The organism is Bradyrhizobium sp. LVM 105 (genome assembly GCF_003957705.1).
Classification (GTDB): Bacteria; Pseudomonadota; Alphaproteobacteria; order Rhizobiales; family Xanthobacteraceae; genus Bradyrhizobium; species Bradyrhizobium frederickii.
Genome location: NZ_QZMV01000019.1, coordinates 58765 through 72168 on the forward strand (window position 1 = coordinate 58765; position 13404 = coordinate 72168).

7 protein-coding genes, 1 tRNA gene and 2 pseudogenes are annotated in these 13404 nt (G+C 59.1%); 8 read left to right on the forward strand and 2 right to left on the reverse strand.

Going from position 1 to position 13404, the window contains the following annotated elements; translation table 11 throughout:
* Complete coding sequence (locus D6B98_RS34195) at positions 1-6408, reverse strand: non-ribosomal peptide synthetase (RefSeq protein ID WP_235884925.1); 6408 nt, start codon at positions 6406-6408, stop codon at positions 1-3.
* Positions 6409-7060: 652 nt separating this feature from the next.
* Between D6B98_RS34195 and D6B98_RS34200 the strand changes: the two genes are divergently transcribed.
* A tRNA-Met gene (locus tag D6B98_RS34200) sits at positions 7061-7164 on the forward strand.
* On the opposite strand, the gene D6B98_RS34205 is transcribed toward D6B98_RS34200, so the two are convergent.
* On the reverse strand, positions 7121-8779 hold the full coding sequence (locus D6B98_RS34205) for a recombinase family protein (RefSeq protein ID WP_126261430.1): 1659 nt from the start codon (positions 8777-8779) through the stop codon (positions 7121-7123). The two genes, D6B98_RS34200 and D6B98_RS34205, sit on opposite strands and share 44 nt — an antisense overlap.
* Before the next feature lie 533 nt (positions 8780-9312).
* Here D6B98_RS34205 and D6B98_RS34215 point away from each other — a divergent pair.
* The 7 genes and pseudogenes from D6B98_RS34215 (at position 9313) to D6B98_RS34245 (ending at position 13404) form a co-directional block, all read left to right on the forward strand.
* Positions 9313-9615, forward strand: coding sequence for a hypothetical protein (locus tag D6B98_RS34215; protein WP_126261409.1), 303 nt, complete (start codon positions 9313-9315; stop codon positions 9613-9615).
* Positions 9612-10061, forward strand: coding sequence for a PIN domain-containing protein (locus D6B98_RS34220; protein WP_126261410.1), 450 nt, complete (start codon positions 9612-9614; stop codon positions 10059-10061). Before D6B98_RS34215 ends, D6B98_RS34220 begins: the two co-directional genes overlap by 4 nt.
* A complete protein-coding gene (locus D6B98_RS34225) occupies positions 10058-10999 on the forward strand; it encodes a restriction endonuclease (protein WP_126261411.1) in 942 nt (313 codons plus the stop codon). Before D6B98_RS34220 ends, D6B98_RS34225 begins: the two co-directional genes overlap by 4 nt.
* A 6-nt stretch (positions 11000-11005) precedes the next feature.
* Positions 11006-11301, forward strand: a pseudogene (locus D6B98_RS34230) (integrase); the annotation flags it as partial.
* A gap of 25 nt (positions 11302-11326) precedes the next feature.
* Positions 11327-12603 (forward strand): annotated as a pseudogene (locus D6B98_RS34235) (AbiJ-related protein).
* A gap of 88 nt (positions 12604-12691) precedes the next feature.
* Positions 12692-13036 (forward strand): hypothetical protein, encoded by a 345-nt coding sequence (locus tag D6B98_RS34240; protein ID WP_126261412.1) that lies wholly within the window; start codon positions 12692-12694, stop codon positions 13034-13036.
* Positions 13033-13404, forward strand: coding sequence for a helix-turn-helix domain-containing protein (locus D6B98_RS34245; protein ID WP_126261413.1), 372 nt, complete (start codon positions 13033-13035; stop codon positions 13402-13404). The genes D6B98_RS34240 and D6B98_RS34245 overlap by 4 nt, the downstream gene beginning before the upstream one ends.

Below are 13404 nucleotides of genomic sequence, written 5' to 3' on the forward strand. Positions count from 1 at the left end.
TCACGCCGTCTTCTCTACGAATTCATTGATCGTCTGCATCAGCTCCTGTTGCAAGACCGTGCAAAGATGGCGGGTCGCCTCATAATCGACCATGCTCGGATCATAAGTGGCGTCGATCTGTAGACGACCGGATTGATATCCGACCTCGAACCAGAAGAGGTGGATCGCCGCAGCTTGATGCATGTGTTCGCCGATCGAAAGCGGACAAGGGTCTGTGTCTAGAAAACGGCGCGCGAAATGGCGCTGCAAACCGGCGCGATAATTCACCCCAATTCTGGGAAGTGGCAGGCGATCGAGCCGACACCGCAAGGCTGGATCTCGGTTTAGGAATTTCAGGGCCCGAAAACCTATTCCCCCACGCGGCAGCGCATTGCGCTGCCGGTATACTAGACGAGCGCGGTCGGAACGCGACTCTCTTCCGGTGAGCTTCAATGGAAGCGGAACGAGCTCGCTGATAAGGCCGATGATCTGAGATGGATCGAAGTCGTCAAACAGCCGACCTCGTGCCGAGGTCAGGCTATCAATCCAGAGCGAATAGTTGCCGAACAGGGCACCACACGCACCGGACAGGGCAGCAAGAAACACATCAAAGTCCTGACAATGCGCTGATCTGGCTCCAATACTAAGGAGACCCGCTGTCGCTTCCCCGTCGATCTCAAGATGGTACTTGGCCCGATCTACCCGCGAACGGCCGTTCGCATCCACCCGACGACCTCCGAGACTTGCATCGTGAATCTCTCTCGCGCTTCCTTCGGCAACACTCGTGTCGCGCGATGAGGCGTCGCTGACACGTAAGTCGAATTGATCGTAGTCAATATCCTCCCAGTACTTGAGTTCGTCTGGTGCTTCGCTGTCCGCGTAATGCTCGAGGCGCTTCAACCAGGAAGAGAGCCTTTGTACAGTCTCAGGGCCATTCACATCATGGCCTGCAGCAAGAGCGTGGTATGCGCCCTCCAATGCTTCCAGGAACAGCCGATAGCCCATTCCATCCGCTACGAAATGATGCATCAGCACCAGCAGATAGTAATCGCCGCTTTCCGAAGTACGGAAGGCCGCGACGTGAACAAGAGGCGTGTGACCGTCAAACCGGAACATGTGTTGACGTTTTGCCGAGACGATCTCGATTGTCCTGCGCTGGTCTGGGCCGCTCATCCGGACAAGATCGATCTCCTCCACGATGCGCTCGGTCGGACAAGGCCCAATCCCCAGCCGAAGTCCACCTTTGGTTCGGGCAACGCGCAGCCTGAGGCCTTCGTGCTTCTCGATGACATGGGCAAGAGCGCGGTTCAGGATCTTGATGTTCAGAATGCCACCGCGCAAGAAGAACAGATCGCCGATGTTAAAATGCTCGTCAAAGCCGAGAAGAGAATTCCAAAACGATATAATGGGGGGCACAGGCAGCAAGCTGTCCGCGGAAGCGACGTTGTGGGGTGCCGCCTCCGCTTCCCCGGCCGCCAACTCCCTGATGGTCGGCGTTCGATAAAGTTGGTTGACGGTGAGATTCAGCCCGGCTTTGCACGCCAGGGTGACGCAACGCACGCTCAGAAGAGAATCGCCGCCGATATCAAAGAAGCTGCTGTCAACTCCCACCCCCTTGGCGCCTAATAGATCCTCCCAGATTCGAGCAAGAACTCGCTCGTTCCTGGTGCGAGGCTCGGCAGATGGACTGGTTTCTATCTCGCGGTATGGAACGGAGGATAGGCGAATACGGTCTATCTTTCCGCTCACCGTCAGGGGAACACTGTCAACCAACCTGAAGGCTGCGGGAACCATGGCGGATGGCAACCTGTCGCGCAGATGGGCAAGAATCTCTCCGGAGCTGAGATTCTTGCGAGCGGGCACCACGCTCGCCGTCAAGCGGCGATCGTCATCGATGCCTTCTGCGAAGACCGCGGCCTTTGCGATTGCCGGATGAGACTCAAGGGCAACTTCGACCTCTTCCGGCTCGATGCGGAAGCCCCTCACCTTGATCTGGTTGTCCGATCGGCCGCAAATCTCAACGAGGCCGCTGGTTGAGATGCGCGCGATGTCCCCACTTCGATAAAGCACGTTGTATTGTCCGCCATCATACGGATTCGGCACAAAACGGCGGTCGGTCCGATCTTGATCCTGCCAGTACCCAGCGCTCAGACAGCGGCCTGCGATGCACAGTTCGCCGGGGGCTCCAACAGGCACTCTCTTCAACCGTGAATCGAGCACGTAGAGTTTGACGTTGTCGATTGGCCGCCCCACTGGGACAAGCGCCGAGCTGTCGTCCGCGTCCGATGTTTCGTGCACGGCAGCATTGGACGCACATTCCGTCGCACCATAGAAGTTCCACAACGGTACGCCCGGAAAAGCCTCACGCCAGCGAGCGGGCAGCGAGGAAGGCATCGGTTCGGCGCTGCTTGTGACCAATCTCAAGGCGGTACTTTGCGGTTGCCGTTCCTGGGACCCAATGAGACCGGACAGGACTGGCGGAGAGGCAAATAAGCGTGTCACGCGATGTTTTGCCAAACTGCGCAACAACAGATCCGGATCTAGCACCTGTCCTTGCGTGAGGATCAGCGTAGGCACACCTCTCAGAAGCCCACCAAAATACTCCCAAGCGGACGCAACAAGGCAGGCGGACTTCTGGACAACCATGACGTCGGTGTCATCGAACGGAAAGCACCGCCACATCCAGTTCAGCCGGTTGAGAATGGCCGCTTCCGGTATAAGAACCCCCTTCGCCCGACCTGTGGAGGAGGACGTGTATATGAGGTTCGCAATTCGCTGATCTAACGGTCTGTCGCTAGGCGCGAAATCATCCCTCGGCAATTTGCATGTTTCTAAGGCCAACAGAGAAATCGAAGGTATCTCAAACCCAGGCTCCGTGATATTCGCGTGAACCAAGAGCTTTGCCTTACTATCTCGCAGGATATGTTGGATCCGATCATGCGGATAATCCGGCGCTATCGGCACAACAACAGCATCCAAGCCTCGCGCCGCAAGCATGACAGCGGCAACGTCCGGCGACCGGTCAACAAGCACGGCGACCAGATCGCCGGCCCCCACCTTCATCTCCCGCAGTAACGAGCGGATAGCTGCTACGCGCTCACGCAGCTCGCCAAACGTGACCTCCCCGAACTCGCCAAAATATGCTACTTTGCCGTGGTTAGAGACGCTGATCTGCTCGAAGGCTTCAGCAAGCGGACATTCGGATTCATATCGCTGGATCGACCCATCCAGCGAATCCAGTATAGTGAGGTCTGCGGCGCTAAGGCAGCTCAGTTCCTCAATGGGCGCAAGCGCTTTGTCGACGCAGGCGGCAATCAGACAGCGCAGATTGTTGGCCATGCGGACAGCCAGATCACTCGAGAATATGTCTTCCGCATACGCCAGCTGGAGCGCAATCTCATCGCCCTGATCTTGCGCGTACAGTGTTAAGTCGAATTTGACATAGCCTGTGTCGTACTCGCGGAATGTCAGAGCCAACTCGTCTTGACCAAGTGGCTCGGCGGCTTCGGAGTACATGTTGAACATGACCTGGAAGATCGGTGATCGACCCGGTTCGCGACATAACCTGGTGTCCCTGACCATCCATCCGAATGGATAGGCCGAATTTGCGATGGCATCGCTGACCAGGCTCTGGATGCGCCTGGCATGAGCAGCAAAGGACTGACCGGGATCGATCGCGGCTCGGATCGGCAGCATATTCAGGAAAAAGCCAATGATGTCAGCGCTGGCAGGTTGGTCCCGTACAGCGTGTGGCATGCCGACGACAATATCGTCCTGACCGCTATACATTCGTAGCAGCAGCTGAAAGCACGCCAGCAGTGTTGTCGAGGTGGTGCAGCTATTTTGCCGCGCGAATTCTCTTACCCGACTGGAGAGATCGCCGCCAAGGAGCACTGGATGCGAGCCGCCGCGGTATGAATTTGTTTGCGGGCGCGCCCTTCCAAGCGAAAGCACCGGCGGATCATCACCAATCTGACGACGCCAATAGTGACGTTGGTTCTCCAGCGCCTGTGGAGAAACGTGTTGTTTCTCCCACGCCGCGTAGCCCGAGAGTGACGCACGGTTCTCTGGCCAAGGCGCCGCGGCATCTAAATATCTCTGCTGAAGATCTCTGAGCAGAACAGAAATCGACCAGGCATCGAGGATGATTTCGTGAGCGGTGATCAGTATGAGATGATTGTCGGGACCAAACCGGACCATGCGCGCGCGAAACAACTGGCCTTGTGCGAGATCGAAATTGTCTTTCAGCTCCGTTCGCCGAAACTGTGCGATGAGCTCGTCAGCGTCGGAGGAGGTGAGATGAGATGCATCGATCAATTCAAGATTGATGCATGGCGGAGCATCAAAGTATTGAACCGGACCGTTCTCGTCGATAAAGCGCGCCGAAAGTGCCTGGTGGGAATGAATAACCTCGGTCCAGGCGCGCTTGAACCGAGCCAGATCGATGTTGCCCTTAATCCGCAGCCCGCCCTGAATGATGTAGTTCCGCGCAGATGGATCGAGCTGTGCCAGAAACCAAAGGTGCTCCTGGAGACGCGTCAGAGGTGATCGGCTTAGCTTTCGGCACGTCAAAGTCGTGCATGGATTGCGCTCAGTCCGAGCCTCGATCGAAGCGGCAAGAGATCGAATTGTGCCATTCAGGACCAGTCTGAAATCCGCTTTCACTCCGAGCAAGGTCTGCAACTGTCCCAATATAAGCATTGCGCGGAGCGAGTCTCCGCCGAGGCTTATGAATTGGTCATTCACACCTATGTTCTCGATACGCAAAATGCCGGACCAGATTTGACGTAGCCGGACTTCGAGGTCTGATTGCGGCTCCTCGAACGGCGTTGACAATAAGGGCCGAACACTCCCCGGGTCAGGCAATGCTGCAAAGTCGACCTTTCCGTTCCCGGTCAGTGGAATACTGCTGACGCGAATGATTCTTTCCGGAAGCATGTAGCTGGGGAGTGCCTCAGCAAGGAACTTCTGAAGGTCGCTTTCCGCCAGTTCAGCTGGAGCCGTCACATACGCAAAAAGCCGCCGCGAATCGGCTTGCGCCTCCGCCCGAGCGATATCTCGCGCCGTAAGCTTTACACCTGCGCAGACAGAGGCGACTGCGACTGCTCCATGCACCAAGGGATGAGCGGACAAACGAGCTTCGATTTCTCCCAGCTCGATTCTGTGCCCACGAATTTTGACCTGACGATCCCGTCGGCCGAGACATTCCAAAAGGCCGTCGGAACGGAGGCGCCCCAGATCACCTGTCCGATATAGGCGCCGGAAGGCCAGGTCGCTTGAGAACGGGTTTGGCCCAAACGCATCCTTGGTGCGGACATGATCATTGACGTAACCGGCAGCGACACCGACGCCGCTAACACAGATTTCGCCGACTTCTCCTACATTGCAGAGCCGTGGTCCGTCCGCGACATAAACCTCAACGTTTTGAATTGGCCTGCCGATCGGCACATAAGGCTCAGCCAGCGCAGGCGGGACGGCAACCAGATGATGCGTCACGCCGTCGGCGCACTCGGTCGGCCCGTAATGATTGAGAATGGAAACGCGGGGATACAAGGCAAGCCACGCACGCGCCAATCCGGGCGTTAGAGGTTCTCCGACCGTAGAAATAATCCGCAAGCCATCCATGGCTCGCTCTGCCGCGGCAAGCGATTGCAGATATTCAACAAACACTGCCAGCATCGACGGAACGAATTGGACGACCGTAGCGCCGCATCGTTGAATTGCTTGAAGGAGCGATGACGGCGACCTCAGTGTCGCATCATCGATGATTGATGTAGAGGCTCCGACGCAAAGCCCTGAAAGAAGCTGCCAAAGCGAAATGTCAAAGCAGTGCGATGCCGTTTGCGCGACGCAATCCGTCCGAGTGAGACTTAAGGCATCGATCTTTGCCGCCAAATGATTGTTTAGGCCAGCGCGCTCGATCATTGCGCCCTTAGGCTGGCCCGTCGAACCAGACGTAAACAGAATATAGGCAAGTCCATCCACGTTCGGCGATGGCACAACAGACGAGGTCTGCCCCCGGCGCAGGGCCGCCTCTATAGCTACGAATTGAGGAGCTGCTTTGCTGCTCTCCTGGAATAGGCTGAGCAATGCCGGTCGGTCTCGGCCCATCAACAAAGCGCAGCGGCTCTGCTCGATCATGAATGATGTACGGGAAGCCGGCAGCCAAGGATCGAGCGGTAGGTACATTGATCCAGCTTTCAAAATTGCGATAACCGCCGTCGCCCAGTCGAGGTCCCGCCCTCCCCAATAGCCGACAACCCCGCCGCGAGCACCCTGCTCTCGCAAGGTCTTTGCAAGGGCATCCGATCTTGATCGTAGGGCCTCATATGTGAGTTCGTCTGCGCCGTGCCTCAGCGCGACTCTCTTCGGATCCGAACCGGCAAACCGATTGATCGCCGTGATCGCGTCAACCGGTTGACGCTCCATGGACTGCTCCTTGGCTGATTGATTTTGCGTAGTCGCGCGCCCCGCCATTCGTCGCCTTCATCTGCGCCAAAATCGGAGCGCCGGAGCTCGTCAACGAGGTGTGCATGCGCAGCCACCCTGATTCCGCACGTCGTAAGGTTTTGTCCGTATGAGCTTCTCGGTGTTCGCTTCTGGCTCGGTGATCGGCAGAGGAACAGGAGGACGCTAGGACGGCGCGTCCACTTTGGCACCTACCTGCTCTTGTAGAGGACCCGCCAACGTCTGCATGGCACCCGCAATCAACGCGACCACAGGCTGGTCATGGCTTGTGATTATCGTAATTGTCCGCTTTCCCGGCCCTCGAGCCGCCACCACCAACCGATCGAGGGCGGGCTGCCCCCCTCCCCCGCGACACAGCTTGCATGACGAAAGACTTTTTACCGTAACCACCGCCAGACCAGCTACGCGGCCAAGGCCGGTCGGGTGTTCGCAGGCGGCGAACTCTATCTTAACGGCTCGTTTGGCGCGTTGCAGACTGGCGTCATTGGCATCGATGGCGGAGCCGAAGCGATCTTGCCGATCGGCGATACCTTGACGACCGCCAACATCATGCGGGCATGGGAAGCGTTGTCGCCGAATTATGCTTCTGTCACCGACGGATGTACTCGGGCCACGCTGGAGACGGCAGGCTCCAGCGAACCTATCGCACGCACGAACCGGGCGCTGATCAGGCTCATAACCTGAAGGTCATAGGTTCAAATCCTATCCCCGCAACCAACGATTCTTGCGAAAGCAAGGCACCCAAAACCCCGGCTTCCGAAAGGACGTCGGGGTTTTTCTTGTTGGCGGTGAACCGCAGGATCGCAGCCAGGTCGCCGCGCAGCACAATCGCCAGCTCGGCCTCGTCGGGTACGAGCGTTACCTGATCGACCAGTGTCCGGAACACCTCAGCCGCCTCGGCCTTGCCATCCTCGCTTTGCAGGCTCTCATAAAGCGTGGCGATTCGCTGGCGGTAGATTTCCGCCATGTTCGGATGCAGAAGAGGCGGTGGCTCCTCTGCATTTGCCAACAGCTCGGTCAGTTCGGCCTTGCGGGCTTCAAGACCACCAATCTTGTCCTTGAGCTGAGCGCCAGGTACACCATCCAGGATGGCTTGGATCGCTCTATCCAAGTCCCGCTGGACGCGCTCCAACTCTTTGCGCTGACTGATGATGTCGGCGCTGCGCTCAATCCGCAGCCGGTTCACTTCGCGGGTGAACTCGTCGCAGAATTCTTTGAAGAGCTCGGGCTCCATGAGATGCGTCCGGAGGCCGCTGAGCACCGAGGCTTCCAACGCATCGCGCCGGATATTCAAGCGGTTGTCGCAAGTGCCTTTGTTCCGCGACGTCGCGCAGCCGAGCAGATCTTTCGAGATCATAGTGTAACCGCCGCCACAGCAGCCGCACTTCACAAGACCGGCAAACAGATGTTTTGGCCGCCGCCGCTCGTTCAATGCATTCTCGCTAGGCTCAGACGTCTCATAGGCGAGCGATTGTTGGCGGGCCTTCGCCGCATTCCAGACTTCCTGGTCGATGATGCGCATCTCCGGCACCTCCTGAATTACCCACTCAGATTCAGGATTGAGACGCGACACCCGCTTACCCGTATCTGGGTCTTTCAGATAACGAAGCCGGTTCCAGACGAGGCGGCCGACATAGAGTTCGTTGTTGAGGATGCCGACGCCGCGCTTCGGATTGCCGTGGATCGTTGAGGGTCCCCATTCGGCGCCCTGCGGCCCAGGCACGCCTTCCTTATTCAACTCAAAGGCAATCGCGCGGGACGACTTGCCGGCAATGTAGTCTGCAAAGATACGGCGCACGACGACGGCTTCCGCCTCGTTGATCGTCCGATCGCCACGGATCGGCTCGCCATTCGCCGCGAACTGTTTCACAACGTCGTAGCCGAAGCACAGCCCGCCACCGGACTTACCGTCCTCAACGCGGCCGCGCAGCCCGCGGCGCGTCTTGTCAGCCAGGTCTTTCAGGAAGAGCGCGTTCATCGTGCCCTTAAGCCCGACATGCAGATGCGTCACGTCACCTTCCGACAGTGTGACGATCCGCACTCCGCTGAACGCCATACGTTTGAACAGTCCGGCGATATCCTCCTGATCGCGGCTCAGGCGATCCATCGCCTCTGCGAGCACGACGACGAATTTGCCGCGCGTCGCGTCACTGATCAGCTCTTGAATGCCGGGGCGCAGGAGCGATGCGCCGGAGATTGCGCGATCGGTATAGCTGTCGACGACGGTCCAGCCTTGCTTCTCGGCATGGAGGCGGCAGAGCCGCAGCTGATCCTCGATCGAGGCGTCTCGCTGATTGTCCGATGAGTAGCGGGCGTAGAGCGCGACCTTCACGAGGCGACCTCCTTACTCCGGGAGGCGGTCTCGCGTCCGGCTGTCTGTTTCGGCTTGAACGAAGTCCCGTGCGGCCTGGCGGGCCAGCAGCCGGACCAGATTGATGAGACGAGGATCGGGCTTCGACGGCGCAGGCACGGCCGGTTCGCGGGCCGCGTCGGCGACCACACGAAGTTTTTCGGCTGTTGTACGTCTCGGTCGCGCCACGATCGCGTCCTTGTCCTCGCACGGAATACACCGCTTCGCGACAACGATGCCATGCGACGACGCATTAGCAAGATAAAAACGTTTTCTAAATCAATGGCTTGTGGCGCATCAGAGCGGGTGTCGGCGGGTGGCAGCGTAGCGGCGGGGCACCGATCGACCGTCATCGTAGCGATCGCCTCCCTTGGAAGGAAGGCGTCTTGCCACGGTGACACCCCCCGGTGGATCGGAGAGGCCATTTCTATTTGCTGGGACCGATGACAATTCCACCAGCCTTGCGCTCCAAAGATAACATGGCTATATATCTGGATATAGCATGGAGGGGCGCGATGAGCAACAACGCACAGAAGAGAGCCCTCGAGAATTATCGGTCCCGTCTGACTGAGCGTGGCATCGCGCGGTTCGAGATCCAGGCGCTCGACGCTGACCGCGATCTGCTCCGGCGCCTTGCCCGGAAATTGACGGAGGACGGTCCAGAAGCCGGGCAGCTCCGCCGGACCATACAGCAAGCAGTGGCGGGTGAGCCTCCGAAAGCGGGCGGCATTCTCGCCGCGCTGCGTCGCTCTCCACTGGTCGGCGCGGATCTCGACCTCAGCCGGCCGCGAGAAGACGGGCGTAAGGTCGATCTGTGACGCGCTATCTTCTTGATACCAATATCATCAGCAACGTCATAAAGCCGGAGCCGTCAGACTCGCTGCTGGCTTGGATGGGCGCGCAGAAGGACGACGACCTCTTCATTGCCTCGCTCACCGTCGCCGAAATCCGCCGAGGCATCTTGGAGAAACCGAAAGGCAAGAAACGCAGCGCCCTTGAAGCCTGGTTCGCCGGCCCCGAAGGTCCGCAAGCGCTGTTCGCCGGCCGCGTCCTGCCGTTTGACGAGAAAGCTGGCCTCGTCTGGGCCGGTCTTATGGCTGGTCGGAAGGCGAAGGGACGCCCCAGAAGCGCGCTCGACACCATCATCGCTGCGATCGCAGACGCCAACCATTGCGTCGTAGTCACAGACAATGAAAAGGACTTCGAGGACGTTCAGATTATCAACCCGCTCCGCAGCTCCGCGAGCCAGGAGGTAGGCAGGTGACGATAACCCGAACGGTCCGGCCGATTCACTTCGAGGATTTCAGCGGCACCGAGTTCGAGCGCCTCGTGTTCGCCTATCACCTTTGCGATGGCTGGACTGATCTCGCTTGGTTCGGCCAGACGGGAAGCGACCAAGGGCGCGACATCATCGGCACACGTCCGTTCGACGACCAGCCGGACGAACGCACTGTCATTCAATGCGTCAATCGCGGTAGCCTGACCCAGGCAAAGGCCGAGAAGGATATGGCAGCCGCGGTCAAAGCGACGACCGGCAAACCTGACGCTTTCAAGTTCGTGTGCCGTGGTCGTGTCTCAGCCCAACGTCGCGACGAGGTTCGCTCGGCAGCCACGAAACTCGGTGTCCCTAAAGTGGCAATCTGGTCCGGCCCGGAGTTTGAGGAACATCTCCGGCTTCGAGCCGAATTCCTCCTACGGCGCCTCGTCGAGGGCGTTCCGTTTCCCGACACAGAAACGGAACTGCGTAATTTTGTTGACCAGTTCCCGGATATCGACGACGAGCAGGCCTTGGCCATGCTCGCCCGTGCGTTTGATCGTCCAGCTTTCCGAACACCGTTTCATCAGGAGAGCAATCTTCCCGCTTTCCAGCAGGCAATCGACGACACTATTCGCGTTCTCAGCACGGGCATCTGGCAAACGCGCGAAGGCATCGAAATCCATCGACTTCCGTCGCTTCATCACATTCGCGACGCCGGGATCCGCAGCGCTCTGGAGCTGACCGTCCGTGAACTGGATCAGCTTCGCCGCCAATTCAAAACGCTGCTGTCCTCCGGCGAAATCAGGCCCTGCGGCTGTGGCAATCCCGCTTGTCCAACCTTCATGCTCACCGACAGAGCAGCTCGCGAATTAGATCGGGCGCGCGATCGGGTGCTAGCCGCTTTCCGGCGGCCGTATCCCTCCTTCAACGTAGTCCTAGAATGACGTCGCCTCGGCTTCACAGAGGTGAGATGGCGGCGCTGGTAGGTCATGCCAAGCGCTCCGTCACCGGTAAATATATCCAAACACTCGACACCGCCCTGATCATGGCGGCCGACCCGATCGGAGGCTATATCCAGGGCCCTCCCGACGGGAAAGAATTCAAACAGTCCGCGTACGCGCTCGATCGCGACTCTCGTGAGGCCGCCCTCGCACGCTTCCTCCGGAAGGCACGGGGCGAGGAGAGGCTTGGCGCAGAAGAGGAGCGCCTTGCCGCCAAGCTGCTCGATGTCCACCAACCTTCATAGCCTTATCGCCGGTGTGCTGCAGTCGATGACCCACGCGGAGCTGAGCGAGGCGCCGCTACGAATCGCTGGGCTGGTCGTTCCAACCGGCGAGGGGCTCTCAAAGCGCCAGCGTATCGACCTCGCGCTCGCAAACCTTACCGAGGAGGAGTTAGCGCGGCTGGCCTTGAAGTTTGCGGCTAAGCGCGGGGATATCCCCCTCGACGAGGCCGGTCGCAAGGTGCTGGAAGCGGGCGATCCGCCTCTAACCCACATCACCCGGCGCGACGTCGCGCGAATCTTCGGAGATGACCTCGCCGGCGAGCGTGGCACGGTGGAGATGGTGGAACGCTATTTCCCTCTCTCCACGCCCATTGAAGATTTCCTCGGAACCAACGGTCGAAGCCTGCGCGATCAGATCGCTCAGCACATGGATCGAAATTCCGGTGATTGGTCGGTTGAATATCTGTTCGGCGAAATCGGCGCCTTCGACTGCTCCAGAGCCCGATTCGGGGCGTTGCTCAAGAAGCTGTTCACCCCCTCTCCCGGACGGGAGAAGAGCAGTTGCAGATGGTCACGGCCCTCAACAAGGTCCTTGCGCGTGACGGATACGAGCTGGCCCAGGAAAGTGAACTCTCCGGTCACTCGATCTTTGCCTTCCGTCCTCTCGTGCGTGGTGTCGGTGGTCGGCCCAAGAATTTGATCTTCGCCTCGCGAGGACCCAAGCCGGAAATCGGTTTCGCCGACGCCATCAACAACGACATCGTCATTCTCTCCGGCGAAGAGAGCTGCCTGGTCTACGACCGGCCGATCGGCACGAATGGCTTGCTCTGGTCCGAGTTCGTCGCTTGGTGGAGCGACGTCGCACCTGGGGCCAATGCAGCAAGTCTCGGCGCGCGCCTTCAAGAATCCTTGGCTTCAGACGCGGAACGCAAGCTCTTCGCCACCTACTTCAAGGCCTATAGATCTGCCCTCGGCGAGGCGCTACCCGCGCTCCTGCCACAGGTCTATCTGCACTACGATCCCGCTGTCGTAAAAACCCTGCGCCATCGCCTTCCGCTTCCGCGCCAGCGCATGGACTTTTTGCTCCTCCTCCCGGGGCGCCAACGCATCGTGCTGGAGGTGGATGGAAAGCATCATTTCTCCGAGAACGACCACCCGTCGTTGAAGGTCTATGCCGACATGGTGTCGGCCGACCGCGAGCTGCGGCTCGCTGGGTACGAAGTCTACCGATTCGGAGCAAATGAGTTGGTCGGCGAGGGCGCTGAATCGAGGATCGCCGATTTTTTCGATAAGCTTTTCCGTCTGCATCGTGTCGGGCGCTGAGCATGCCCCTCGACCGAAGATATTGAAAACCCTTGCATGTCGGAAAACCAGACATTATATTGGCTACAGGTCCTAGAAAGACACAGAGATGGTAACCACCACACTCGCCCCGCCGCCCGTCAAGATTGCGCCGTTTCCCTTGGCCGCCGTCGAGGCGAAACTCCGCGACGAACTGGTCGAGGCCGTGAAGATCGAGGCGTCGATTAGAGGCATGGCCCTGCCCACGGCGCCGGCAGATATCGCCAAAGCATCCGTTCACGTGGACTCGTTGGTGGTCGTTTCAATCCTATGCGCAGTTGAACCGATTGTCGGGTTCGAGTTGCCTGAAAGCGTCGTCCGGGCAGGCGGATACACTTCGGTCGACAGCGCACTCGGCCAGCTTCTCCCCCGTTTGGAGAAAGAGTGGACGAAGAAGAAAGGAGCGCAATCATGACCGAACTCGCAGTTCATCACGATAACGATGACGAGGCGCGCCGGCTCCTGGGCGATCGACTACGTGAAGCTCGCAAGTATCTAGGCCTCAAGCAGGAAGAGGTCGCAACCTATTTGAAGATCCCGCGAACCGCCCTGACGGATATCGAGAACGGTCAGCGCCGGGTCGAGGCTATCGAACTCGCCCGGCTTGCTAAGTTGTACCGTCAGCCGGTGGGCTATTTTACCGGGGAAGACGCTGCGGCGAGCCTGCCCATCGACGTGGCCCACCTCGCGCGCAGGGCGGCCGACCTGTCCGAGCAGGACCGCACCGAGCTTGGACGCTTCGCCGAATACCTGCGTGCTCGGTCGCGCGCCGCACGAGGTTGA